This is a genomic window from Oceanospirillum sanctuarii, from assembly GCF_002150805.1.
In the GTDB taxonomy this organism is placed as follows: domain Bacteria; phylum Pseudomonadota; class Gammaproteobacteria; order Pseudomonadales; family Halomonadaceae; genus Oceanospirillum; species Oceanospirillum sanctuarii.
In genome coordinates this window covers 746,706-772,898 of record NZ_MTBA01000004.1, presented here as the reverse complement: position 1 = coordinate 772,898, position 26,193 = coordinate 746,706, and the positions used below count along the sequence as shown (strand labels likewise).

General features: G+C 53.1%; 23 protein-coding genes. 18 read left to right on the top strand and 5 right to left on the bottom strand.

The features are described from left to right. Positions 1-106 precede the first annotated feature (106 nt). Both BV405_RS10505 and fliK read right to left on the bottom strand, forming a co-directional pair. Entirely contained in the window at positions 107-463 is a 357-nt protein-coding gene (locus BV405_RS10505; RefSeq protein ID WP_086480800.1) for an EscU/YscU/HrcU family type III secretion system export apparatus switch protein, read from the bottom strand. After that, positions 460-2,253: a flagellar hook-length control protein FliK gene (gene fliK, locus BV405_RS10500; protein WP_176330112.1), complete on the bottom strand. Its 1,794-nt coding sequence runs from the start codon at positions 2,251-2,253 to the stop codon at positions 460-462. Before fliK ends, BV405_RS10505 begins: the two co-directional genes overlap by 4 nt. A gap of 321 nt (positions 2,254-2,574) precedes the next feature. Between fliK and ccmA the strand changes: the two genes are divergently transcribed. From ccmA to BV405_RS10415, 17 genes are all read left to right on the top strand, one after another. Further along, complete coding sequence (ccmA, locus tag BV405_RS10495) at positions 2,575-3,222, top strand: cytochrome c biogenesis heme-transporting ATPase CcmA (protein ID WP_086480798.1); 648 nt, start codon at positions 2,575-2,577, stop codon at positions 3,220-3,222. Beyond that, on the top strand, positions 3,222-3,971 hold the full coding sequence (ccmB, locus tag BV405_RS10490) for a heme exporter protein CcmB (RefSeq protein WP_086480797.1): 750 nt from the start codon (positions 3,222-3,224) through the stop codon (positions 3,969-3,971). The genes ccmA and ccmB overlap by 1 nt, the downstream gene beginning before the upstream one ends. A 28-nt stretch (positions 3,972-3,999) precedes the next feature. Further along, positions 4,000-4,752 (top strand): heme ABC transporter permease, encoded by a 753-nt coding sequence (locus tag BV405_RS10485; protein WP_086480796.1) that lies wholly within the window; start codon positions 4,000-4,002, stop codon positions 4,750-4,752. A 94-nt stretch (positions 4,753-4,846) separates the two neighbouring features. Continuing rightward, positions 4,847-5,026, top strand: a complete 180-nt coding sequence (gene ccmD / locus BV405_RS10480) for a heme exporter protein CcmD (RefSeq protein WP_086480795.1) — start codon at positions 4,847-4,849, stop codon at positions 5,024-5,026. After that, positions 5,023-5,484 carry a cytochrome c maturation protein CcmE gene (gene ccmE, locus BV405_RS10475; RefSeq protein WP_086480794.1) on the top strand — a complete coding sequence of 154 codons (462 nt, stop codon included), beginning with the start codon at positions 5,023-5,025 and terminating at the stop codon, positions 5,482-5,484. Before ccmD ends, ccmE begins: the two co-directional genes overlap by 4 nt. A 127-nt stretch (positions 5,485-5,611) precedes the next feature. Further along, the gene (locus BV405_RS10470; protein WP_176330141.1) at positions 5,612-7,636 is read left to right on the top strand and encodes a heme lyase CcmF/NrfE family subunit; all 2,025 of its coding nucleotides are present in this window, start codon (positions 5,612-5,614) and stop codon (positions 7,634-7,636) included. Then, positions 7,633-8,163, top strand: a complete 531-nt coding sequence (locus BV405_RS10465; RefSeq protein ID WP_086480792.1) for a DsbE family thiol:disulfide interchange protein — start codon at positions 7,633-7,635, stop codon at positions 8,161-8,163. Before BV405_RS10470 ends, BV405_RS10465 begins: the two co-directional genes overlap by 4 nt. Positions 8,164-8,167: 4 nt before the next feature. Continuing rightward, complete coding sequence (locus BV405_RS10460) at positions 8,168-8,668, top strand: cytochrome c-type biogenesis protein (RefSeq protein WP_086480791.1); 501 nt, start codon at positions 8,168-8,170, stop codon at positions 8,666-8,668. A 67-nt stretch (positions 8,669-8,735) separates the two neighbouring features. After that, positions 8,736-9,968 carry a c-type cytochrome biogenesis protein CcmI gene (ccmI, locus tag BV405_RS10455; protein ID WP_140054550.1) on the top strand — a complete coding sequence of 411 codons (1,233 nt, stop codon included), beginning with the start codon at positions 8,736-8,738 and terminating at the stop codon, positions 9,966-9,968. A 252-nt stretch (positions 9,969-10,220) separates the two neighbouring features. Beyond that, entirely contained in the window at positions 10,221-13,748 is a 3,528-nt protein-coding gene (smc, locus tag BV405_RS10450) for a chromosome segregation protein SMC (RefSeq protein ID WP_086480789.1), read from the top strand. Positions 13,749-13,829: 81 nt separating this feature from the next. Beyond that, positions 13,830-15,479 carry a cell division protein ZipA gene (zipA, locus tag BV405_RS10445; protein ID WP_086480788.1) on the top strand — a complete coding sequence of 550 codons (1,650 nt, stop codon included), beginning with the start codon at positions 13,830-13,832 and terminating at the stop codon, positions 15,477-15,479. A 226-nt stretch (positions 15,480-15,705) separates the two neighbouring features. Then, positions 15,706-17,793, top strand: coding sequence for an NAD-dependent DNA ligase LigA (gene ligA, locus BV405_RS10440; RefSeq protein ID WP_086480787.1), 2,088 nt, complete (start codon positions 15,706-15,708; stop codon positions 17,791-17,793). Positions 17,794-17,861: 68 nt separating this feature from the next. Further along, on the top strand, positions 17,862-18,527 hold the full coding sequence (locus BV405_RS10435; protein WP_245832292.1) for a transglycosylase SLT domain-containing protein: 666 nt from the start codon (positions 17,862-17,864) through the stop codon (positions 18,525-18,527). Between the two features lie 61 nt (positions 18,528-18,588). After that, positions 18,589-18,831 carry a YheU family protein gene (locus tag BV405_RS10430; protein ID WP_217895624.1) on the top strand — a complete coding sequence of 81 codons (243 nt, stop codon included), beginning with the start codon at positions 18,589-18,591 and terminating at the stop codon, positions 18,829-18,831. Positions 18,832-18,988: 157 nt separating this feature from the next. Continuing rightward, the gene (locus BV405_RS10425) at positions 18,989-21,172 is read left to right on the top strand and encodes an FAD-dependent oxidoreductase (RefSeq protein ID WP_086480786.1); all 2,184 of its coding nucleotides are present in this window, start codon (positions 18,989-18,991) and stop codon (positions 21,170-21,172) included. A gap of 66 nt (positions 21,173-21,238) precedes the next feature. Next, the gene (locus BV405_RS10420; protein ID WP_086480785.1) at positions 21,239-21,562 is read left to right on the top strand and encodes a type II toxin-antitoxin system RelE/ParE family toxin; all 324 of its coding nucleotides are present in this window, start codon (positions 21,239-21,241) and stop codon (positions 21,560-21,562) included. Next, positions 21,559-21,837 (top strand): helix-turn-helix domain-containing protein, encoded by a 279-nt coding sequence (locus BV405_RS10415; protein WP_086480784.1) that lies wholly within the window; start codon positions 21,559-21,561, stop codon positions 21,835-21,837. Before BV405_RS10420 ends, BV405_RS10415 begins: the two co-directional genes overlap by 4 nt. A 21-nt stretch (positions 21,838-21,858) precedes the next feature. On the opposite strand, the gene BV405_RS10410 is transcribed toward BV405_RS10415, so the two are convergent. Both BV405_RS10410 and BV405_RS10405 read right to left on the bottom strand, forming a co-directional pair. Further along, the gene (locus tag BV405_RS10410; protein ID WP_086480783.1) at positions 21,859-22,746 is read right to left on the bottom strand and encodes a hypothetical protein; all 888 of its coding nucleotides are present in this window, start codon (positions 22,744-22,746) and stop codon (positions 21,859-21,861) included. Positions 22,747-22,762: 16 nt separating this feature from the next. Next, complete coding sequence (locus BV405_RS10405; RefSeq protein WP_086480782.1) at positions 22,763-23,665, bottom strand: AraC family transcriptional regulator; 903 nt, start codon at positions 23,663-23,665, stop codon at positions 22,763-22,765. A 253-nt stretch (positions 23,666-23,918) separates the two neighbouring features. Here BV405_RS10405 and BV405_RS10400 point away from each other — a divergent pair, with 253 nt between their 5' ends. After that, on the top strand, positions 23,919-24,860 hold the full coding sequence (locus BV405_RS10400) for a DMT family transporter (RefSeq protein ID WP_086480781.1): 942 nt from the start codon (positions 23,919-23,921) through the stop codon (positions 24,858-24,860). On the opposite strand, the gene BV405_RS10395 is transcribed toward BV405_RS10400, so the two are convergent. Beyond that, positions 24,822-26,120, bottom strand: a complete 1,299-nt coding sequence (locus BV405_RS10395; RefSeq protein ID WP_217895623.1) for a peptidoglycan DD-metalloendopeptidase family protein — start codon at positions 26,118-26,120, stop codon at positions 24,822-24,824. The genes BV405_RS10400 and BV405_RS10395 overlap by 39 nt on opposite strands. Between the last annotated feature and the right edge of the window lie 73 nt (positions 26,121-26,193).

Below are 26,193 nucleotides of genomic sequence, written 5' to 3'. Positions count from 1 at the left end.
AAATAAAGTGCCGACCATGCGAAAAAGCACCCGTTAGGGTGCTTTTTGCGTTTAAGGTTTGCTTATCTGATACTTGTTGCTTGTCGTTTTTCTTGGGCAGAGTTGTTTAGGGGCGATAACGGTTTTTTAGCATATCCCGGCGGGTCAGAACATCTTTACGAACCTTCTCGGCCCCCCCTTGTGATCGTTCCAGCTGATAGATAAAAGCGATAATCTCGGCAATCGCCATATAAAGAAGTTCCGGAATTTCCTCGCCAAGCTCGACCTGCGCCAGTGCCTGCACCAGACTGTTATCTTCGTAGACGGGGATATTATTTTCCCGTGCCAGCAGGACAATCTGTTCAGCAACCAGATGCTCGCCTTTAGCCGTCACGCGAGGAGTGCTGTAACCTTCGTATTGCAAGGCGACCGCTTTTTTACTGCCCTGAGCACGGGCTTTCAGTATAGAGTTTTCTGTACTCATGCTTTAAGACTCAGAACACCAGGTTTGGGCGGCTGTTGTGGCGTTCCTGCCTGACAGCGAACCTCTTCAATTTCGATACCTAAAGCGCTGAGGCGCTCTTTTAATTCGTGTAGCTTTTTACTCACACCAGGCAGCTGCTCATCCTGTTCAACCCAAAGGTGTGTTTTCAGTTTTTCATTCTGATAAAGCAGACGTGCATGCAGATTGCCCAGTTCCGGTGGTGAAAAGCTCAGATCAATTACCCAGCGACGTTTGTATTCTTCACCCGGTTGAAGATTCTGTTCTTCGGGCCAAACCTCCTGATCAATTTTAACTCTGACCTCAGATAGTTGTCCGTTCAGTGCAATGGGAATATCAGTTTGTATGGCTGCACCTGCGGCAGGTTCTGCTCCCCGGGTTGCAGGACTGCTCTGTAGCTGATTGCTCCTGATACGAGCAAGTCCTTCCTGAAGGCTTCTTGCCAATTGAGTCTGCGCAGCTTGTTTGCCATCGGCAGTCGCTTCGGCGCTTACCTTAGCGTTGTTGCTGGGCGGGCGCTCTGAGCTACCTTCTGCCTGATTGCCACTTCGGGTCAGCTGGCGGAAAATCTGGAAAAAAGCCCCTTTCAGATCATCGCCCACCGGAGTAATGGGCGCGCCACTTGGCATCGCTGCCTGTTGCAGAGCTTGCATCATGACTGCTTCATGGAAAACACCGCTGCGTTGAATGCTTTGTTTAACGGCTTGCCCAGTAGGGGACGCTTCAGTGGACAGCTTGAGTGTTGCCTTGTCGATAATCTGCATTGCTTGCTGCAATGCCGGGTTATCACGGAGTACTGAACTGAGCTGAGGCAGTAGAGACTGAATTCTGCCCAGAGTTTCTGCCACAGGCTGCTGAACCGGTAGGGATTCTCTCAGTGCTGTCATAGCAGTTTGCTGAAGAGCCGCTTTTTGTGCTGCCTGATTTGCGATTGCACTGTTCGATTGTACGGCTTGATTCTGGGATGTCTGCTGGTTTTGAGAAACAGACTGATTCTGAGGCAGCTGTACCTTAATAATGTCGACCTGGGCACTGCCCGCCTGACGCAAGGTAATCTGAGTGCCTGCAGGAAGAGGTTTTAGCTGCGGGAGTTCAACGCTCTGGCCTGTCTGTGGAATCAGAACCCGCACCGGATTGTTTCCGCTGCCATTGGGGTTAAGCAGCTGATTCAGCGACGCGGTCGTTGATTGTTGAGCAGCCTGAGCTTGTGCCTGTAACGATGCTGCTCCTTGTAGCCCTGTCTGCCCTTGGGGTGCTGCTGCCGCGTTTTGAGTGGATGTTGAGACAGGGTTGCTCGTTGCCGAAAGAGTAGCCTGCAACTGACCATTCGCGCCGGGTTTTAGAGCTGATGTGGCGCTGGCAACGGCGGCAGCCATAGTGGCCGATGTCTGCGCTTTAACCTGATTCACCATTGCCTGAGCCGCAGCCTGCGTAGTTTGTGCCTGAGTTGGCTGAGTCTGAACGGCTTGTTGAGTTGCTGCTGTTTGTGCGCCGGCCTGACCCGTGTTGGTTTGGGTTGCAAGCTGGCCATTTGAAACCTGAGTCGATGTCTGACCTGAGGCCGCTTGAGCCGATCCGGATTGAGTAGCCGTTGTCTGACCTGATTGGGGCTGGCCTGATTGCGCCTGACCCTGTTGATTCTGAGTGCCGGGATTCTGGTTCTGCGCAGCCGCATTTTGCGGCACCTGAACCACCGCCAAGGCTGTTTGTCCCTGATTCAGGCCAGTATTGCCACTGACGGCAGCACGGATCGCTCCCATCAGTGCGGCCATCTGTTGGTCTATCCGTGTCTGTGTGACTTGTTCTAGCATAACAACCTGTTTTTCAGCATGTTTATAGACACTTATGACGAGTCAGACCTTGATGCAGGTCTGTGGCGCAACTGGGTGAATCGTAGTAAAGTGCGCTCTTTTGTGGGTTTATCTGACTTCGGCCGGATGATGTAAAACCCCAACAATTTTTTCGTCCGATCTGTTCCAGTTTAGGCTGAGTTAGACGCTTGGGTCACTTCTGTTTTGAGCCAAGGTGCATTGCCAAATACTAAAAAGCAGAACAGAAGCTATATCGGCAGATCCATCAAAAAGGTTAGATACGTGCAAGAATTGCTATCAGGGCAGGGGCTGGCATGTGAGCGGGATGACCGGTTGCTGTTCAGTGATCTCGATTTTAAGCTGCACTGCGGAGACGTACTGCAGATTGCCGGACCTAATGGAACCGGCAAAACATCCTTGCTGCGAATTCTTGCCGGCCTGCTGCCGGACTTTGATGGTGAACTCTTTTTTAAAGGTCAGCCGGTTGCTGATGACCCTGACCATTTTCGTGAAAACCTTCTTTTTATCGGCCATCAGCCGGGAATCAAACTGAACCTGACGCCGGAAGAAAACCTGCGCTGGTATCAGTCGCTCTATCATCCGGCAGATACTGATCATATCTATCATGCCCTTGCTCAGGTCAAACTGACCGGCTTTGAAGATGTTCCCTGTTATACCCTGTCTGCGGGTCAGCATCGTCGCGTTGCTCTGGCGCGTTTGTTCCTGCATGCAGCCCCTCTGTGGATTCTGGATGAACCCTTTACGGCGATCGATCAGGGCGGTGTAAAAGAGATTGAGCAGTTAATTGCAGATCATGCTCAGCAGGGCGGTGGCGTCATTCTGACCACCCACCACAATCTTTCCCTGCCGACGGAACTTAACGTGATTCAACTGGGTCAGAGTCACCAATCTGAAACGGAGCAAGCCTGATGGCGAACGATGCGAACCCTCAACTTGCTCACGAAAAACAGCGTGTTGTACGCCGGGAAGACGGTGTGCGGACCAGTAGCTGGCGCGCCTTTACCGGCACACTGAAGCGGGATCTGTTACTGGTATTCCGACGTCGTTCAGACATCGTGAACCCTTTGCTGTTTTTCACCATCGCGGTGACGTTGTTTCCGCTTGGTATCAGCCCGGAATCTGATTTTCTGGCGCAGATTGCCGCTGGTGTTCTCTGGGTTGCAGCGCTGCTGGCAACTCTGTTGTCTCTGGATAGTCTGTTTCAGCAGGATATGGCCGATGGCTCGCTGGAGCAGTTAGTGATCAGCCCGCACCCGCTAGCGGTGATGGTGCTGTCCAAGGTTTTAGTGCATTGGCTGGTAACCGGTTTACCTCTGACGCTGCTGGCACCTTTACTCGGTGTGATGATGTTCCTGCCGGATGATGGCTTTGGCATTCTGTTTCTGAGTTTACTACTGGGAACACCGACTCTGAGTCTGGTAGGTGCCATCGGAGCAGCACTAACGGTGGGGCTGCGTCGTACCGGAGTACTGATGACTTTGTTGATTTTACCGCTGTATATTCCTGTTCTGATCTTCGGAACAGGCTCTGTGATCGCTGCGGTAAATGGAATGGCGGTGGCCGGTCATCTGGCCATTATGGGCGCTATGTTTATGACGGCGTTGGTTCTGGCCCCCTTGGCTGCCGGTGCGGCACTGCGCATCAGCCTGAACGGTTAATCGAAAGAAGAGAGTTTGAGTTAGCATCATGTGGAAAACATTTGTCGCCTGGTTTCACCGAATGGGCTCGCCAAAGTGGTTTTATGAGATTACCGGGCGTTGGATTCCCTGGTTTGCAGCAGCAGCCGTTCTTCTGATTACGGTTGGTACGACCTGGGGATTAGCCTTTGCTCCAGCGGATTATCAGCAGGGTAATAGCTTCCGAATTATCTATATCCACGTTCCTGCCGCGATTCTGGCTCAGTCGATCTTCTTCGCTATGGCGATTGCCGGTGGCATCGGCCTGATCTGGAAGATGAAAGTGGCCGATATGGTGGCCAAATCCTGTGCGCCTATCGGTGCGACCATGACCTTTATCGCACTCTTTACCGGTGCGGTCTGGGGGAAACCAACCTGGGGTGCCTGGTGGGTTTGGGATGCGCGTCTGACATCCATGTTGATTCTGCTGTTTCTCTATTTTGGTGTGATTGCGCTGCAGTCAGCTTTTGACAGCAAACAATCTGCAGCCCGCGCCAGTGCGATCCTCTCTCTGGTTGGTGTGGTGAACATTCCGATCATTAAGTATTCCGTTGACTGGTGGAATACTCTGCACCAGCCAGCGACGTTCAAGCTGACCGAAAAACCTGCCATGCCGCCTGAGATGTGGATGCCACTTCTGGTGATGGTGATCGGCTTCTACTGTTTCTTTGCCGTTGTTCTGATGATGCGAACCCGTAACGAGATTCTGGAGCGGGAAAAACGCACTCAGTGGGTTCAGGGGCTGCTCAGTGAGAAGGGCTGAGCAGAACCTAACCGGTAATTGAACCCTGAGCATTTTGCTTGTCGAATATGGGGCAGCGTGCTGCGGTACATAAAGAGTCTGTCGAGAAAACATTATGTATTTTGAGTCTTTTTCTGAGTTTTTAAATATGGGCGGTCACGGACTTTATGTCTGGATGGCCTATGGGTTAAGTGCCGTACTGCTGGCAATCAATGTTGTGCTGCCCATCATGCACAAAGGTCAGCTGGTTAAAGAGCAGGCGCGTAAACTGCGCCGGGAGCAAAAAACATCATGAATCCGAAACGTAAAAAGAAACTTGTCCTGTTAAGTTCTATGGTCGCTGCGGTGGCGGTGGCTGTGGGTCTTGTGTTGTTTGCCCTGTCGGAAAACATCAATCTTTTCTACACCCCGACCCAGATCGCTCAGGGCGAAGCGCCGGTTGGTCAGCGTATCCGTGCCGGTGGCATGGTGGTTGAAGGCAGTATCAAACGTGCACCTGACAGTCTGGATGTTGAGTTTGCGGTAACGGATTACGAGCACGAAGTGGTTGTGAAATACAGCGGTATCCTGCCGGACCTGTTCCGTGAAGGTCAGGGTATTGTGACTATGGGTTCTATGAATGCCGATGGCCAGTTTGAAGCATCTGAAGTACTGGCGAAACACGATGAGAACTATATGCCGCCTGAAGTGGAAGCTGCACTGAAAGCCAGTGGTAAAACCGCTTATGGCGAGAGTGGCGCGCCGGCACAATAACGCACAATGAGCAGGCCCGATTGATTCGGGCCTTGTTCTATCCAAAATTTGCCTGTGTCCGGATTCAGCGGACCGGCTGCAGCAAAGAATACCCTTTTAAATCACCGAGGTTACTATGACCGCACTAATGTTCCCTGAACTGGGGCACTATGCGCTGATTCTCGCGCTTGTCATGGCGCTGGTTCAGTCTGTTGTTCCTTTGTTAGGTGCTCAGCTGAGAATGACCGGCTGGATGAGCTATGGCTCTCCTATGGTCTGGGGGCAGTTCTTCTTTGTCTCTCTGGCTCTGGTTCTTCTGGCGTACGCTTTTGTGACGGATGATTTCTCCGTTGCCTATGTGGCCAATAACTCCAACAGTGCTCTGCCAACCGCCTATAAAATCAGTGCGGTCTGGGGCGGCCACGAAGGTTCTCTGCTGCTGTGGGTTTGGATTCTGGCGGCCTGGAGCTTTGCGGTAACCATCTTCAGTCGCAGCCTGCCTGACGATATGCTGGCGAGAGTTATCTCAGTGCTGGGTATGATCAGTGTTGGTTTTATCTCTTTTGTACTGCTGACCTCGAACCCGTTTGATCGCTATCTGCCGACCTTCCCAGCGGATGGTGGTGACCTGAACCCGCTGCTGCAGGATTTCGGTCTGATCGTTCACCCGCCGATGCTTTACATGGGCTATGTGGGCTTCTCTGTTGCTTTTGCTTTTGCCATTGCCGCTCTGATCGGTGGCCGTCTGGATACCGCATGGGCGCGCTGGTCCCGTCCATGGACCTCTGTAGCCTGGGCGTTTCTGACGCTGGGTATCGCACTGGGTAGCTGGTGGGCGTACTACGAGCTTGGCTGGGGCGGCTGGTGGTTCTGGGATCCGGTTGAGAACGCGTCCTTTATGCCATGGCTGGTGGGTACAGCTCTGATGCACTCGCTGGCAGTAACGGAAAAGCGTGGCGTGTTCAAAAACTGGACCGTACTGCTGGCGATTATCGCTTTCTCCCTGAGTCTGCTGGGTACCTTCCTAGTGCGTTCCGGTGTTCTGACCTCGGTACATGCGTTTGCCACCGACCCTGAGCGCGGTTACTACATTCTGGCGATGCTGGTGATCTGTATCGGCGGTTCTTTTGTGCTGTACGCTCTGCGTGCGCCGGATGTAAAAGCCAAAATCGGTTTCAGCTGGATCTCCCGTGAGTTCTTCCTGCTGATGAACAACATCCTGCTGGTTATCGTGATGGTGACCGTGCTGCTGGGTACGCTTTACCCGCTGCTGCTGGATGCGCTGGGTCTGGGTAAGATCTCCGTAGGCCCTCCTTACTTTAATGCCGTGTTTGTGCCTCTGATGAGTGTGCTGGGTATCTTTATGGGTCTTGGCCCGGTATCCCGCTGGAAAGATATTGGCTGGCCGGTTCTGAAACAACGCATCTGGTTATCCGGTGTACTGAGTTTGGTTCTGGGTGCCGCGCTGCCGTTTATCGCTGGCGGCGAGTGGAACACCTACGTTTTCGTGGGGATGACACTGGCGTTCTGGATCACCTTTACTCAGCTGCGTGATATGAACGAGAAGCTGAAAAACAAAGGTTGGAACTACGCGGGTCTGAAAGGCCTTGGCCGTAGTTACTGGGGCATGGTGCTGGGTCATATCGGTGCGGCCATTACCGTTGTCGGTATGGCGATGGTGTCCAACTACACCCTGGAGCGTGATGTGCGTCTGGTACCGGGTGGCAGCGCAGTAGCCGGTGACTACCGTTTTGAAATGATCGAAGTGAAACACGTTGATGGCCCGAACTGGACCGCAGATCAGGCAGAAATTCGTGTTTACCTGGATGACAAGCTGGAAGCTGTGATGTACCCGCAGAAGCGCCGTTACATCGCCCGTAATCAGGTGATGACGGAAGCGGCCATCGACTGGGGTATCTTCCGCGATATCTATGTTGCCATGGGGGAGCCGCTGGAAGGTGATGCCTGGGCGATGCGTGTTCAGCACAAGCCTTATGTACGCTGGTTGTGGATCGGTGGTGTGGTGATGACTCTGGGTGGCCTGTTGGCTGCTGTGGATAAGCGCTACCGCCGTATGGCTGCCCGTGAAGTGAAAGCGAAAGCCGGTACTGAATCTGCAAGCAAGTCTGCATCCAAAGACAGTGATTCATCTGCAGAAGGAGCTACCGCATGAAACGTCGCCTGATGCTGTTTATTCCACTGGTGATCTTTTTCGTCATGGGCATTTTCCTCTGGCAAGGGTTGAAACTGGACCCGCGCGAGTTGCCTTCTGCTCTGATCGGTAAACCCTTCCCGGCGTTTAACCTGAGCACGGTAAAGGATGAGAACGCGACCATCACTCAGGATGCCCTCAAGGGTGAAGTCTCTCTGGTGAACGTCTGGGCAACCTGGTGTGTTTCCTGTCGTCAGGAGCACCCGGAGCTGGTGCGCATCGCCAAAGAGAGCGGTCTGAAAATCTTCGGTCTGAACTACAAGGATACGCGTCCGGAAGCGATCCGCTGGCTGGATGAATATATGGATCCTTACCAGTTCAGCTTGTTTGATGAAGATGGCCGTGTGGGTCTGGATCTTGGAGTTTATGGTGCGCCGGAAACTTACATTGTCGATAAAGACGGCATCGTCCGTTACCGCTTTGTTGGTGTGATCGATCGTCAGATCTGGCTGAACGAACTGCTGCCAGAAGTGAACAAGTGGAGATAAGCAAATGGCGCTGAATAAGATAAAAGCCCTGTGGTTAGCTCTGCTGGTTGCCCTGTCTCTGGTCACGGCGTTTTCCTACGCTCCGGTGGCGCAGGCGACCATTGATGCCTTCGAGTTCAAAAACGACGAGCTGCGCACCCGCTATCAGGATCTGGCAGCAGTACTGCGTTGTCCGAAATGTCAGAACCAGAACATCATCGACTCCGATGCCGGTATCGCGGCGGATCTGCGTCAGCAGGTTTATCGTCTGTTGAATGAAGGCTACACCGACGAAGAGATTCTGGATTTTATGGTGGCACGTTACGGCAACTTTGTGCTGTACGAACCACCGATGAACTCTCTGACTTATCTGCTGTGGTTTGGCCCTTTTGCTCTGCTGCTTCTGGCCGGGCTGGTAGTCTTTATGCTGCTGCGGGGCAATCGCAAGGCAGCTCAAGATGCTCAGCAGATCTCAGAGGATGACCGTGAGCGTCTGAACAAGCTGCTGAATAAGCATTCGGGCTGATCTCAGAAGTACCTGAGTTTAAGAACACCACACGTCGCCGGCTCGCCGGCGTTGGATTCACCGATAGTTGAGTTTTAGAGATATGACACCTCTCTGGATCGGTATTGCAGCTTTGTCTGCACTGGCAGCCATCTTTGTATTGCTGCCGCTGGTAAGAAACCGAAATCAGGCTCAGAGCCTGACGGAAGAAGAATTAACCGAACAAAATGTGGCGATGTTTCGCCAGCGTCTGCAGGAACTGAACAACGAACTGGAGCAGGGCAACCTGCTGCCGGAACAGTTTGAGCAGATGAAATCAGAACTGGAACAGACCCTGCTGGATGATGTGGGTGATAAAGAGATTCCGGTACTGCGTTCCACCCGTCCGGGTATTGTACTGAGTCTGGTACTGGTTGCCCTGATTCTGGTGGGTTCAGTTGGCTGGTACTTCATCAAGGGTAACAGCGGCGGTGTTGCACTGGCGATGGATCGTCAGAGTGGTCAGATGCCATCGGTGGAAGAGCTGGTGAGTCGTCTGGAACAGAGCCTGAAACAGAATCCGGACAGTGCCGATGGCTGGTTCCTGCTGGCCCGTACCTATATGAATCTGGGACGCTTCGCTGATGCCGCTGCGGCGATTGAAGAAGTGATCCGTATCGAAGGTCGTACCGCTGTGGCTCTGGCGCAACATGCTCAGGCGCTGTATTTCGCTAACCAGAATGTGATGACGCCTCAGATCGATGCTCTGCTGGATGAAGCCCTGCAGGCGGATCCGAATGAAGCTGCGGCTCTGGGTCTGCGTGGTATCTCCTCCTTTGAAGCCGGTGAGTATCGTGCGGCGATCGATTACTGGCAGAAAGCGCTGAAGTTTATCAGCGATCCGAACAGTGCTAATGCAATCCGTGCCGGTGTGAGTGAAGCGGTACGTCGTCTGGAAGAGCAGGGTGAAACCGTTGATGTTGCTATCGCGGGCCCATCCATCAAGGTGGAAGTGGATCTGAGTGCTGCTGCGAAAGCGGGTGCCAGCCCAACGGATACCGTGTTTATCTTTGCCCGTGCGCCTCAGGGTGGTCCGCCAATGCCGCTGGCAGCAGCTCGTCTGACCGTTGCTGATCTGCCGATTGTGGTAACGCTGGATGATTCCATGGCGGTAGCGCCGATGGCGCGTCTGTCCAGTGCCGAGCAGGTCAACCTGACGGCCCGTATCGCCAAGGGCGGAACACCTGAGCCTCAGTCCGGTGACTGGCAGGGCATGAGTGGTCCGTATCCGGTGAGTCATAAAGAGGTTGTGAAGCTGGTCATCACAGATCAGATTCAGTAATCTTAACGGCTGGACGCTTATCCACTAGTTGATCGGTTTCGGAACCGTTTCAGATCTGGCTTGCGTCCCCGAACTGACTCTAAGACCGGATGCTCCGAGCCTAATCGGCAGCATCCGGTAACAAGCAAAGCAGGGCTATTCAGCCCTGCTTTGCTTTTGTTGGTCACCTTAAAAACGACTTTCAGATACCCGATTAGCGATCGGACAGGCTCCCGAAGGACCTGACATCAGGTAAAAAGGACACAGCAGGTTATGCGGCTAAAATGTATTCGACTGGCGGGGTTTAAATCCTTTGTCGATCCCACCACGGTGCCTTTCACCAAAAATATGACCTGTGTGGTGGGGCCGAACGGCTGTGGTAAGTCCAATATTATCGATGCCGTGCGCTGGGTGATGGGGGAAAGCTCTGCCAAGCATCTGCGTGGCGAGTCCATGACCGACGTTATCTTTAACGGCTCCACCGCCCGTAAACCGGTCGGGCAGGCTTCTATTGAGTTGGTGTTTGATAACAGCGATGGCACCCTGAAAGGTCAGTACGGCCAATACGCGGAGATCGCCCTGAAGCGTCAGGTGACCCGTGATGGTCAGTCGAACTACTTCCTCAACGGCACCAAGTGTCGTCGTAAAGACATTACCGAAATCTTCTTAGGCACAGGCCTGGGTTCCCGTAGTTACGCCATTATCGAACAGGGCATGATCTCCCGTCTTATCGAAGCCAAACCGGAAGAGCTGCGTAACACCATCGAAGAAGCTGCCGGCATCTCCAAATACAAAGAGCGCCGCCGGGAAACCGAAAACCGGATGCGCCGCACCAACGAAAACCTTGAGCGTCTGCAGGATATCCGCGATGAGCTGGAACGCCAGCTGCAACGCCTGCAGCGTCAGGCGGAAGCTGCTCACCGTTACCGTGAACTGAAAGCACAGGAACGCCGCTTAAAAGGCCAGCTGCGGGCGATCCGCTGGCGCGATCTGGATGTACAGATCCGTCAGTACGCCGCCGTGATCAGCGATCTTGAGATCCGCTCTGAGAAGCACCTCTTTGCCCTGCGTCGGGCAGAAAGTGAGATCGAAGAGAGCCGTCAGCAGCATCAGGAATCCAACGAGCAGCTGGAACAGTTTCAGGCCAGCTTCTACGAGCTGGGCAACCAGATCTCCCGCCTTGAACAGCAGATGACCCACCAGAAGCAACGGGGGCAGCAGCTGCATACCGATCTTCTGGATGTGGATCGTCAGATTCAGGAAAACCATCAGGAGCAACAGCAGGATAAGGAACGCCTGCAGGATGTACTTCTGCTGCTGGATGAGTTGGAACCCGAGTTTGAGATGCAGCAGGAAGCCAGCGAAGCGCTGGAGATGGCGCTGGAAGAAGCGGAAGAAAACGTGCAGCAGTGGCAGCACCGTTGGGACAGTTTCAACCAGAAAGACCAGCAGTACCGCCGTGATGCGGAGCTGGCACAATCCAATATTCAGCAGCATGAGCGCTCACTGAACGACCTGAAGCAACGCCATGCTCGTGTCCATGACCAGCTTAATGGTCTGGAGGCACCGGAAGAGAATGATGAAGAGCTGGAGCTGATGCAGGAGACCGCGCTGGAATTTGAACTCCAGCTGGAATCTCTGGAAGAGGAAACTGAGTCTCAGAAAGAATCGTTACAGACCTGTCGTGAACAGCTGACTGAGCGCCAGAAAGAACGGGAAGCCCTGCAGGAGCAACTGCAGGTCAATTCCGGTCGTCTGGCCTCTCTGCAGGCGCTGCAGGATGCTGCTCTGGCGGAAGATGATCCCGCCCAGGAGCGCTGGCTGGCCAGTAATGGTTTGTCTCAGGTTCCTAAGCTTGCCGAACAGCTGGATGTTGCCCCCCGTTGGGCGCAGGCGGTGGAAACCGTGCTGGAAGCTCAGCTGCAGGGTTTAACCTGCAAGCAGCTGCAACTGCCGGAACTGGCTACTGGCCTGCTTGAGCACGACAAAGCGGATTTCACCTTTATCGCTTCAGATTATCCCCAGCCGCAACTGGCCGGTAATGTCAGCGAAAGCGAGACTCTTGCCGCTCAGGTGGCGGTCAGTCAGGGGCAACTGCCGGAGCGCCTGTTACAGGTGGTGGTGGTTGATTCTATTGAAGCCGGTGTCACCCGTCTGTCGCAGCTGCCATTGGGTTACTCGGTGATCACCGAAGAGGGTATCTGGCTGGGCCATGGCTGGCTGCGTTATCACAAAGGTAATACTCAGGCGGCCGGTGTTCTGAACCGCGCCCGGGATATTGAGCAGCTGGAACTGGATCTGGAAGCCGGTCGGGAACGTCTGGCGGAGCTGGACGAAACACTGGATCAGCTGAAAAACCAGCAGCAGGATCTGGAAAACCGCAGCGGCCAGCTGGCGGATCAGCGCATGTCGGTACAGCGCCAGAAGAGTGAATGGGACGGTCAGATCCGTACCCGTCAACTGAAGCAGGAGCAGTTTAACGAGCGTCAGCGCCACCTGAACGAAGAGCTGGCGCAGATTCAGGCCCGGGAAGAGGAAGAACAGAACCTGCTGGAAGAGGCCCGTGAAAACTGGCAGCTGGCACTGGAGCAGGTGGAGCAGTTCTCCGAAGAGCGTGAGCATCTGCAGGCGGATCGTAACCGGACAAAAGAAGTGTATGAGCAGAAGCGTCAGGCGGTTCGCCTTGAGCGTGACAAACTGCACCAGCTGGCATTGCGCCGTCAGGAGCTGACCGGGCAGAAACAGCTGGCAGAGAAAGGCATTGAGCGCATCGAGCAGCAGCTTGAACGCCTGAGGGAAAAACGCGAAGACCTGCTGATGCATCTGGAAGATGTGCAGGAGCCGAAGGAAGACAGTGAACTCTTACTGGATGAGCTGATCGAGCGTAAAGCGGAAGAGGAACAGAAACTGATGGGCGTGCGTGAACGTGCTCATCAGCTGAATGATGCCATGCGTCAGCTGGAGAAAAGCCGCACCGAACATGAACGTGATCTGGAGCGGGTACGTACCGAGCTGGAAAAAATGCGTATGCAGCAGCAGGCGCTTTCGGTTCAGCGTGAAGGCATTAACGAACAGCTGGATGAGATTGGTGGTGATCTGGACGATCTGCTTAACGGCCTGCCGGAAGATGCCACGGCCAACAGCTGGCAGGAACAGCAGAACGAGGTCAGCGAAAAGATTAAACGTCTGGGTGCGATCAACCTGGCCGCGATTGAAGAGTACGAAGCTCAGCTGGAACGTAAACAGTATCTGGATGCCCAACACGATGAGCTGACTCAGGCGCTTGGCATGCTGGAAAATGCGATCCGTAAGATCGACAAAGAGACCCGCCAGCGCTTCAAACAGACCTTTGATGAGGTGAATGGCTGGCTGCAGAGACTGTTCCCGAAAGTCTTCGGTGGCGGTAGTGCCTGGCTGGCGCTGACCGGTGATGATCTGCTGGAAACCGGTGTTTCCATCATGGCACGTCCACCGGGTAAGAAAAACAGCACCATTCACCTTTTATCCGGTGGTGAAAAAGCGCTGACGGCTATTGCACTGGTTTTCTCAATTTTTCAGCTCAATCCGGCTCCGTTCTGTATGTTGGATGAAGTGGATGCTCCTCTGGATGATGCCAATGTTGGTCGATATGCCAATATTGTTAAGGAAATGTCAGAGCATCTTCAGTTCATCTACATCAGTCACAACAAAATCGCCATGGAGATGGCGGATCACCTGATGGGTGTTACTATGCAGGAACCGGGGGTATCCCGAATTGTGGCGGTTGACATTGATGAAGCAACTGCACTAGTAGACGTATAAATGTTTCTTTTTGTAGCGTAAAATAGCGAAAGTCAATTAGTCTGAGTCAACAATTAATTATTTATACAGGGTTTTCACTGCATGGGCTTACGTGAGTGGCTGATGATTCTGGGTGGACTGATTTTGTTGCTGATCATAGCCGATGGTATCCGGCGTATGCGCAAAGTCGACCAGAATGAGCAAATGGATGAAGAAGAACGGGCGCGACAGGAACAGTTGCGCAGGGAACTACCTTCCGGTGGTGCCCGCGTCGTAAAAAGCCACGATGTTGAAGTCTTTGATGATGATCCGATTCCGGTTCTGCGTCATGAGGTTGAGATCCCTTCGGCGGAGCCGCCTCCTGTCTCATCGCTTTATTCCCGCGCTTCGGAAGAGCTGACTCAATCTCTGCAACCAGAGCCTGAGGAAGCGTCTTATCCTGTTGAGCCTGAAGCAGAACATCAGTATGAGTCTGAGCATCAGGAAATATCTGAACAGGATGCGCTTCAGCCAGAAACGACTGAGCAGCCTGACACTTCTTATCCGGAAGATGTGGAACTGCATCCGTCTGAAGAGCAGCTGTTAGCAGAGATCAACGGTCAGGCTGAAGCTGAAAATGCTGAAGCGATTCCGGATGAACCCGTTTTTGAAACTGCAGCGCCTGTTGCAGACGACGCTGAGACCTATGCGCCGGACCCCGTTCCTGCGCTATCTGAAAGTATCTCATCGCCTTCAGAAGATGATCTGCACATTACTGAATTTGATGCGGTTGATTCCAGCATGGATGATCTGGAACCTCTTGAGCCGCTGGAACAACGCTTTGCTGCAGCTAAAGCCCGCCGTCTTGAGGAAGAGGAGCGTCTGGCGCTGCAGAAACAGGCTGATGCCGAGGCAGAAGCTGAAGCCATTGAAGAGCTTGATCCGGTTAAAGCCGCTGCCCGTCGTATTCAGGGCAAACACACAGGCCCGCGTCCGTCAGAGCGTATGAAGATGCAGGCTCCGGCAGAAGAGATGAGTCTGGCAGAGCGTCAGTATATTCAGCAGCAGGAAGCCGCTCATAAGGCTCAGGCGCTGAAGCTGAAAAACGAACAACTGAAAGCGGAACAGCTGAAACAGGCTGAGCATCTGAAGCAGGAACAGGAGAAAGCGGAACAGGAAGCCCGTGATGTTGCTGCTCAGAAAGAGCGCGAGGCGAAGCATAGCCGACAGGATACGCAGGATCCTCTGTTCTCAGAAAAGCGCACCACCTTTAAAGAGCGCCCGGTTACCCGTAAGCCGCTGATGACGGCGGATGAAGAGCGCGAACAGATCGCTGATGCCGATGAGCTGCTGGTGATGCACGTTAAGTGCAAAGATGAGCGTGGATTCCACGGTGCTGCCCTGCTGCATGTGGTAATGCAGTGTGGCATGCAGATCGGAGATATGAAGGTGTTCCACCGCTTCGTTAAAACCGAAGATGGCCCTCAGATTCAGTTCTCCATGATGAGTTCGGTTAATCCGGGTGTGTTCGATATTGATCAGATCGACGAGCTTTATATTCCGAGTGTGTCCTTCGTCATGGGCTTACCGTCTCCGGGCAGCAGTCAGGAATGCTTCACCATGATGCTGGAAACCGCGAAGGTGATTGTTCGCCATCTGAATGGTGAGCTGCGGGATGAAGACCGCAGCGTGATGACACCTCAGACCATCGAGCACTACAAGCAGCGTATTCAGGAATTTGAGCGCCGCAAACAGCTGGCGCGCATGCGTTAATACCTGATTTCATCAGGTTTACAGCTGGCGTACACAACAAAACCACCTCAGGGTGGTTTTGTTGTTTCTGGTCTTTATAATCACAGCTAACCCGTTCAGCTTACAGGCTGACATTAAGTTTCAGGGTAAAGGTGATGGCGACAGCACCTTTACCTCATAAGGATTTTTCACCCTTCACGGTCAGGCCGGGACAGGGTTTACTTTCTACATCAGTTTCGGGATACCTATGCCTCTATTGTCCGGTTCTTCACCTGAATCCAGCTCTGCAGCCAACAGTGAGCAGACACCCGCTCAGCAGATTGAAAGCCTGCGACAGCAGCTGAACGAACATAACTACCGTTACTACGTGCAGGATGCGCCCAGCATTCCCGATGCAGAATATGACCGCCTGATGCGACAGCTGCAGGGGCTGGAAGAGGCACATCCTGAACTGCAGTCACCGGATTCACCGTCTCAGCGGGTTGGTGCTATGCCCCTGTCGGCTTTCAGCCAGATCACCCACAGCATTCCTATGCTGTCGCTGGATAACGCCTTTGATGATGACGAGTTCAACCGTTTCAATCAGCGGGTGAAAGAGCGTCTGGGTATGGATGATGAGATCGAATACGCCTGCGAACCCAAGCTGGATGGTATCGCCCTGAGTATCCGTTACGAGAAGGGTTTGCTGGTGCAGGCGGCCACCCGTGGCGATGGTACAACCGGTGAAGATATCACCCAGAATGTGAAAACCATCGGCTCCGTGCCTCTGCGTCTGACCGCGAATGATGCCAGTGGTGAACTGCCTGAGGTGCTGGAGGTTCGTGGTGAAGTCTATATGCCAAAGGCGGGCTTCGAGAAACTGAACAAGGCCGCAGCAGAAGCCGGTGAGAAAGTCTTTGTGAACCCGCGCAATGCAGCGGCGGGTAGTCTGCGTCAGCTGGACAGCCGGATTACCGCCAAGCGCCCGCTGGAATTCTGTGCCTACAGCGTGGGTGAGGTGAGTGATGGCTTTATGCCGGAACATCACAGCGAAGTGTTACAGAAACTGAGCGGTTTGGGTTTCCGCTTGAATCCGGAACTCAAGGTAGTGACTGGTGTTCAGGGTTGTCTGGATTATTATCGTGACCTGGGCGAGCGCCGTGATCAGCTGGCCTTTGAGATCGACGGTATCGTCTTTAAAACCAACCGACTGGATCTGCAGGCAGAGCTTGGCTTTGTTTCCCGCGCACCGCGCTGGGCGATTGCGTATAAATTCCCCGCGCAGGAAGAGATGACTCTACTGAAGGATGTTGAGTTTCAGGTGGGCCGTACCGGTGCCATTACCCCGGTTGCCCGTCTTGAACCGGTTTATGTCGGTGGTGTCACCGTTTCCAATGCGACTTTGCACAATGCCGATGAAGTGGCGCGTCTGGGAGTGAAAATCGGTGATACCGTTATCGTGCGTCGTGCTGGTGATGTGATCCCGCAGATCGTTTCTGTGGTCGCTGAAAAGCGTCCCGACGATGCTCGTGATGTGCTTTTCCCGGCGGCCTGTCCGGTATGCGGCTCAGAAACCGAACGTGCCGAAGGCGAAGCCGTCGTGCGTTGCTCCGGCGGTCTGGTTTGTGCGGCTCAGCGCAAAGAAGGCATCAAACACTTTGCCGCCCGTAAAGCACTGGATGTTGATGGTCTTGGTGACAAGCTGGTGGAGATTCTGGTGGATCAGGGGCTGGTCAACAGTCTGACGGATCTCTTCCATCTGAAGGTGGAAGACGTTTCTGCCCTTGAACGCATGGGGCCAAAATCTGCCCAGAACCTGCTGGATGCCCTGCAGAAAGCCAAGCAAACCACACTGCCACGTTTTATCTACTCGCTGGGCATTCGTGAAGTGGGTGAAGTGACCGCTAAACAGCTGGCGCTGCATTTCTGTGATCTGGCTGCCATCCGTAACGCGACCGAAGAACAGTTGCTGGAAGTACCGGATGTTGGCCCCATTGTGGCGCACCATATCGTCACCTTCTTCCGTCAGCCGCATAATCTGGAAACGCTGGATGCCTTGCTGGCAGAAGGTATCGAGTGGCCTGCCATTGAAGCCCGTCCACCGGCGGAAGAGCTGCCGTTAGCGGGACAAACACTGGTGCTGACCGGCACGCTGAATCAGCTAAAACGTAACGATGCCAAAGCCGCTCTGGAGGAGCTGGGGGCCAAGGTATCCGGCAGCGTTTCCAAAAAGACCCATCTGGTGATCGCCGGTGAAGCCGCTGGTTCCAAGCTGACCAAGGCTCAGGAGCTGGGTATTGAGGTCACCGATGAAGAGGGACTTCTGGCGCTGCTGCGTGAGCACGGTAAGCTTTAAGTCTCCCTAAGACACCTGCAAGAGTCTTCCGGAAACAGAAACAGCAATAGCAACCGATAGTGATACTGATGAGCAAAATGGAAAACACGCGTACACATCTGTTCAAACGCTTCGGGCGGGTTAAACGACAGGGATTGGGTTTAATCGCTCTTGCACTGACTCTGGTAACAACCGGCTGTGCCGTGGCTCCGCCGCAGAAGCCGGATAGTGCCTGTGATATTTTCCGTCAGTATCCTGACTGGTATATCTCCGCCAAGCAGTCGGAAGAGAAGTGGGGCACCCCTGTGCCTATCCTGATGGCCTTTATCCATCAGGAATCATCCTTCAAACCGGATGCTCAGCCGGAGCGAACCACCTTTCTGGGGATTATTCCGGGGCCGCGTAAGTCTTCCTCTTATGGTTACACCCAGGCGCTGGACAGCACCTGGAAAGAGTATCAGGACAAAACCGGCAACCGTCACGCCAGTCGCGGCAGCTTCCATGATGCGGTGGACTTTATCGGTTGGTACAACTATCAGGGCTTCCTGAGAAACGGCATCGAGCGGAACAACACCTACTACATGTATATCGCCTATCACGAAGGCCATGGTGGTTACGCAGACAAAACCTGGAAGAACAAATCCTGGCTGAAGGATGTCTCAACCAAGGTCGCCAACCGCGCCATTGAATATCACAAACAGCTGGAAGGTTGCCGCGCGACACTGAATCGCGGAGCCAGCTGGTGGGTGTTCTGATCGTTTACCGCGAACTGATGATATTTGCAGAAACTGACACTTTGAGAGAAAGAGACACCTTATGATCGAAGTCCCCTACCGGGATATTTCACCGGATGCGCTGCAGGGATTGCTGGAAGATTTTGTTACCCGTCAGGGTTATGACACCACAGAGGTTGATGCCGGTCTTGAAGACTGGGTACAGCAGGTACGCCAGCAGCTGGTGAAAGGCGAGCTGACTATCGTCTTTGATCCGCTGACAGAGTCGGTGACTATTCTCACCAAACAGGAATACAGAACCCGAGTACAGGAAGCCGGCCTTTGAGCTGGCTTTTTTATTACCGACAAAATGAACTAGGTTGTAGCAATGAAACTGTGAACAAGCTCATGTTTTATTGCTAAGGGTTGAATCTTAAACGTCATCTGTTGCGTATTTTCTTACAAATCAAAACCTTCCGGCTGATCCTACGAAAGGAATCCCGATGAAAAAAATTCTACTTATTGGCCTTATCGCGGCACTGATCGCCGTCTTTTTCGCCTTCGATCTGAACCAGTATCTGACACTGGACAGCCTGAAAAACAGTCAGGATCAGCTGGCACAGTTTCGGGATCAGAGCCCCGTTATCACCGCTGCGGTTTTCTTCCTGATCTATGTGGCGGTAACGGCGCTTTCCCTGCCGGGAGCCACTATTATGACGCTGGCGATTGGCGCGGTTTATGGCCTGCTTGAAGGTCTGATTCTGGTAAGTTTTGCCTCGACCCTTGGTGCGACGCTGGCGTTTCTGATGGCGCGTTTTGTTCTGCGGGACAGCGTGCAGCAGCGTTTTGGTGATCGTCTTTCTGCCTTTAATCAGGGCGTGGAGCGTGAGGGTGCGTTCTATCTCTTTACCCTGCGTCTGGTTCCTGTGTTTCCGTTTTTTCTGATCAACCTGCTGATGGGCTTAACCCCGCTCAAAGCCCGAACTTTTTACTGGGTGAGCCAGATCGGTATGCTGCCAGGTACGCTGGTTTATGTGAATGCCGGTACTCAGCTCGGTCAGCTGGATTCCCTGTCCGGTATTGTCTCGCCACAGATTCTGCTCTCGTTTGCCCTGCTGGGTGTTTTCCCGCTGATTGCCAAGAAAATCGTCGCTGTGGTGAAAAAGCGCCGGGTCTACAAAGGTTTTAACAAACCCGCCAAATTCGACCGCAACCTGATTGTGATTGGTGGTGGTGCTGCTGGCTTGGTAAGTGCCTACATCGCCGCTGCGGTAAAGGCCAAGGTGACTCTGGTTGAAGCCAATAAGATGGGCGGCGACTGTCTTAACTACGGTTGTGTGCCCAGTAAGGCGCTGATTAAAAGCGCCAAGGTGGCGGAGCAGATGCGTCATGCTGACCGCTACGGGCTGGAAGCTGCAACGCCTGCCTTCAGCTTTAAAAAGGTGATGCAGCGTATCCATGATGTGATTGCCACCATCGAACCCCACGACAGTGTCGAGCGTTATACCGGTCTTGGTGTCGAGGTGCTGCAGGGCTACGCCAAAATTATTGATCCCTGGACGGTGGAGATTCAGCTCAATGATGGCGGCAGCCAGCGTCTAACAGCGCGCAGTATTGTCATCGCTGCCGGTGCCAAACCCATCGTGCCGGATATTTCGGGGCTGGAGCAGGTGGGTTATCTCACCAGCGACACCCTTTGGGAACAGCTGGCGAAAGAGGATGAAATTCCCAAGCGTATGGTGCTGCTCGGTGGTGGCCCCATCGGTTGTGAGCTGGCGCAGAGTTTTGCCCGCTTGGGCAGTGACGTGATTCAGGTGGAGCGCAACGAACGCGTGATGATGCGGGAAGACCCGGAAGTCTCTGAGCTGGCGGCAGACGCCCTGCGTAAAAGCGGCGTTCGCCTGATGACAGGTTACGAGGCGGTGCGCTGCGAATTGTCGGGGGATGGCGAGCTGCTGGATGATGATGTCGATGGTGAGAAACGCCTGATCGTGAAGAACAGCGCCGGTATCGAAGAGGTGATCGAGTTTGATCACCTGATCTGTGCCGTGGGTCGTACTGCTCGCCTGACCGGTTATGGTCTTGAGGAGCTGGGGATTCAGACCGACCGAACCGTGGTCACCAACGAATATCTGGAAACCCTGTACCCGAATATCTATGCCGCCGGTGATGTGGCGGGGCCGTACCAGTTTACCCATACTGCCGCCCATCAAGCGTGGTACGCGGCGGTGAATGCCCTGTTTGGAGAGTGGAAAGCCTTTAAGGCGGACTATTCGGTGATTCCCTGGACAACTTTTATTGATCCCGAGGTTGCCCGGGTTGGCCTGTCTGAGACTGAAGCGCGCGAACGCGGTATCGCTTTTGAAGTGACCCGCTACGGGATTGATGATCTGGATCGCGCTATCGCCGACAGCAGCAATGAGGGTTTTGTGAAGGTACTGACCGTGCCGGGTAAAGACAAAATCCTCGGCGTTACCATTGTCGGCACCCATGCCGGTGATCTGTTGGCGGAGTATGTGTTAGCCATGAAACATGGCTTGGGGCTGAACAAGATCCTCGGCACTATTCATACCTATCCCACATTGGCTGAGGCCAATAAGTTTGCCGCAGGGGAGTGGAAGAAAGCCCATGCCCCGGAGAAACTGCTGGCATGGGTGGAGAAGTATCACCGCTGGAAGCGGGGGTAAAAGTTGGCTGCTTTTTGTTCTGTGAACTAGAGTTATCATATATGATAACCAAGAAAAGGATTTCCGATGACATGGAAGATCGATTTTTACGAAGGGGTTGAAGACCAGATTGAGCAAATGCCACCTAAAATCCAGGCGCGAATGGTTAAGCTGCTTGAGATGATGGCGAAGCATGGTGCTAACCTTGGCTCGCCCCACACGGAGGCGATGGGCAATGGCCTTTTTGAACTGAGGGCAAAAGCTCAGGAAGGTATTGGCAGAGGGCTGTTTTGTTACCTTCATGGCGAGCATATTTATGTGCTGCATGCCTTTGTGAAAAAGTCACAGAAAACACCGAAGAGTGAGCTGAAATTGGCTCGGGATCGTCAGAGAGAGGTTCAGTCCTTATGAGTCTGCAACGACTGAAACAGCGAGTGCTGAAAAATCCAGAAGTAAAAGCGGAATACGACAAACTGGAAGATGAGTTCAATCTGATCGACCAGTTACTGACCATGAGAAGCAAAGCAGGGCTAACTCAGGAGCAGGTCGCAGAGCGGATGCAAACCAATAAGAGCAATATCAGCCGTCTTGAGCGGGGTAATGCTAATCCGAGTTGGTCAACGCTTCTGAAATATGCCCACGCCTGCGGGTTTGAGCTTTCGTTACAAGCACAAAAAATGCACTGATTTCAGTGCATTTTGCTTTGTTCAATTACGTGTTCTAAAGCCTTCGTATAGGTTGCCAATTACTTCAAACTGACTGGCATTATATGTAGTGTTTACCGGTAATGTTTCGTCATCTTTGAGCCAAGGCCAGATAGGGTTGGTTCTATTCATACTTATATGTGAATCATGAAAAAATTGGATAAGCTCACTTGGTGATTCACATATTTTGAAAATGTTTGGCTTAAAATAGACCTTATAAAACTCGGTATGATTGATGCTTTTCTGGTGAATAATCTCATTACGATAGTTTTCCAGGCAGATAAAATTATCCCACCAATTTTGGCTGGTAACGCTTTTTGTACTGTAAACATCAGACAATACAGACTTTACTTTCGTCTTGAGTGGAAGCCATCTCTCAATAGCGTTTTTATCAAATATTTCGCATATTCCTTTGTTGTTTTTATCAGTCTTGTAGGTGTAATCGGATGGGATACTTAAGTTGACGAAAGCTTCAAGCGCCGTATATCCAAATACAATAGAAGTTTGGATACTTTCCAGATAGTCGCAAACTAATGATGATGCTTTCCCCATCATCCCCTTCCTATCCTCTGTCATGTTATTCAAATCAAATTCGATTTCTTTGTTGCTCAGGTATTGGGCGTGAATCATACGCGCTTCTTTTAGAGACTTTTCGCTCACGGATAGCAGAAGAGAAATGTTGTTTGGGACGAAATAACTGATTTTTCTGGATCGATTTAGTGATACTTGGTCTATCTCTTGTAAAAGCATGCTTCCTTGTAGGTTAGCATTATCTAATTTTTGGTGGCATATAGGTTTCATTAACCTACGATCAATTATGCTATAGCTGTTGGCGGTTGTTCCTACGATCAAGCTGATTTTTCCATTTTTCCCTTTCTGTTTTTTTTGCATGATTATCCCTTTATCTTCAATGCCCCTTCCGATACTGAGCCGGTGTCACATGATAAAACTGCTTAAACCTCTGACTAAAATGGCTCTGGCTGGAAAAGCCGCAGCGCAGGGCGATCTCTGCCAGTGACAGGCGTTTATCCCGAATCAGATCAGCTGCACGGTTTAACCGCCGCTCGGTAACGTACTGGTGGGGTGCCTGCCCGAAGCTCACTTTAAACATGCGGGCAAAATGGTATTCACTCAGCTGGGCAAAAGCCGCCAGCTCCTGCAGTGTCAGGGGTTGATCCAAATGCTGTTCGATATAGTCCAAAAGCTGTCGCTGCAGATACGGTGACAGGCCACCCTTGCTCTCCGGCAGGCTGCTGTAATCCCCACAATAATTCTTCAACAGATGCACCATCAGCATATCGCTGGCGCTGCTCAGGGCGATGCGATCCGCGTTGTCCTGCCAGTTCAGCGGGCGTATCACCTGCTGACACAGGCTGCTGATCCAGCTGTCTTCCATAAAGGTCATATCCTGCAGCTGCAGATGATCGCTGCCTCTGTCCTGAATGCGACCTGCCAGATCCTTCAGATGCTGCTCAGAAAAGTAGAGGTGCATAAAGTGAATCGGGCCGTTTACATCCCAGTGGGAATCCCCGTCACCGGGCATCAGACAGATACGGCCGGGGCCGCCGCCGCCCTGAGTTCGGTTGGCAAATAAGCGCCGGATAGCATGACCGCCACCCAGATAACAACTCAGGGTGTGATGGCCGGGATGCTGATAGCGGGTGAGATCACTTTCTTCACGACGCCAGATAGCAGCACTGGCACCGTTGGTCAGTTCGGTATGGTTTTCCAGTCGCGCCTGAGTGTTGGATAGGCACTGAAAGACCGGTTGCGAGACAGAAAGCGTGTCTGGAGAGATTTTGTCGGACACAAAAAGCCTATGAAAAAACTGATTGCTGGCAGCACATGCTACTCGCGGCCTTGGGGGCAGGCAAGCCTTGGGCAGAGCTTGTTGCGGCTAAATCGCAGGATGGCGATAAAAAAGCGCAAGGATCTGACAAAAGCGCAGCAATCTGCAATTTTCCCGAACGCTTATCGCGGATACTCGCGCTTTAACACCCTTAAACCCTTTTACAACCTTAGCCACTTTAACAACTGGTGCGCACCTGTTCGGGTAAATTCTAATGGTAAACACAGGCTTATATCTGCTGACGGTTCTGATCTGGGGCACGACCTGGATTGCGATCAAGCTACAACTGGGTGAGGTGGCTGTTCAGGCCTCGATTCTTTACCGCTTTTCATTGGCGGCGCTGGTGCTGTTTGCGGTGCTGCTGTTAAGCCGTCGTCTGCAGAAGATTGAGCGCAGCGACCATCTGTTCTGCTTTATTCAGGGCTGCTGTCTGTTCTGCTTTAACTTTTTCTGTTTCTACACCGCAACGGGCTACATCAGCAGCGGTTTGGCCTCTGTGATTTTTTCCATGGCGACGGTGATGAACGTGATCAACAACCGCATCTGGTTCGGTAAGAAGCCTGAGCTGCGTACGCTTCTGGGGTCGGCACTGGGGCTTGCAGGTGTTGCTGCGCTGTTCTGGCCGGAACTGGCTATTGATAGCGCTGTTGGGGATGACGGGGCGAGTACCGGTCTGGATACCGGCGTGCTCTTTGGTATGGGGCTGTCGTTACTGGGAACCTGGCTTTTCTCCAGCGGCAATATGGTTTCGGTACGTCATCAGCAGAAGGGACTGAAAACCCCAACCACCAACGCCTGGAGTATGTTCTACGGCGTGCTGATGATGAGCGTGATTATTATGCTGCAGGGTGTGCCACTCAGCTTCAGCTGGGAGAGCAGTTATATCGGTTCGCTGCTTTATCTGGCGATTCCGGGAACGGTGATCGGCTTTACTGCGTATCTGAGTTTGGTGGGGCGTATCGGTGCGGATAAAGCCGCCTACAGCACGGTACTGTTTCCGGCGGTGGCTCTGACCATCTCCACCTTCTATGAAGGTTACCAATGGACAGAGCTGTCACTGATCGGCTTCGGTCTGGTGGTGCTGGGGAACGTGATGATCTTTGCCCGCTGGCCGGTATCAAAACTGCCGGGTGTTCTGCGCCGTTTGCAGGCCTGAGGTGCTGGCGGCATCACGCATCACCGCTAACTGATGTTCCCGCCAGTCGTTAAAGCTGGCGAGATCTTTACGCTTAACCGCAGCATCGGTGGGAATATCCGCCGTCACCGGATTCACCGGCTTACCATCGATATGCAGTTCAAAGTGCAGATGCGGGCCGGTGCTGCGGCCGGTATTACCGGACAGGGCTATCTTATCGCCACGATTCACCCGACTGCCACGCTTGGCCAGAATCTTGTTCAGGTGCAGATAACGGGTGGTATAGCTGCCGCCGTGATCGATCTCGATATATTTTCCCGCATAAGGGTGATTACCCACACGGCGCACAATGCCGTCACCGGTACTGATCACAGGGGTGCCTGTCATCACGGCAAAATCAACACCGTGGTGCGGGGAGCGACGCTTGGTCACCGGATGCAGACGGTTTTTGTTAAATGAGGAACTCACCCGATAACGCTTCTGGGTTGGCCAACGGAGGAAAGCCGGCGTCACGCTTTTGCCGTTTTCGTCGTAGTAATGACCCTTAAAGCGGAAGGCGTAGTGGGTCTGGTTACGGCGCTGGAGGGAGAGGGATTCAACGCGGGTTTGGCCGGTGATCTCGTTGCCGGTCATCTCACGGCTGATTACCGCAGTGAAACGGTCTCCGGCGCGCAGGTCACGGCGGAAATTCAGTTTGTAGCCCAGCAGCTGACTGCTGAGGGCGATCTGGCCTTCGCTCAGACCGGCATCACGGGCGGAAAGGTAAAAGCTGCCTTCGATCTGGCCGCGATGCACCTCAGAGATCCAGTAGGTTTCGGCGGTCTCTGCCTGATGCTGGTAGCTGCCATCTTCCTGACGGGTGTAGGTGATCTGGCGGGCTGCATCACGGTAGAGAGTCAGCTGGTGAAAGTCACCGTTGTCGGCAAACTCTAAGCCCAGACGCATACCGGGCTGCAGGGTTTCCAGATCCAGATATTCGGTATCGGTCAGCATAATCTGATGCAGCTCTGTGGCCGGAATACCCTTCTGTTTGAAGATATAGCTGAGGTTATCCCCCGGTTCGACCTGCCACAGATTATCGTTAAGCTCTGCTGCCAGTGCTGCTGCGGCTTCGTTGTCGGAGCCATCCTCGCTGCTGTCACTGCTGAAGTTGAGAATGGGCAGTGTCAGTTCGGTATCGTTAGCGGTAGGGATCAGGGTTGCCACTGCCAGCATAGTAGCGGCAACAGCCAGTAGAATTTTGTTCCGTGCGGTGAAAAAGCGTACGTTGGTTTGGCTCATATCGGGCTCATATCCTTGCCGGTGACTTGGCGTTGTTTCGGATTCAATAAAAAGCAAAGCGCAGGATGATACG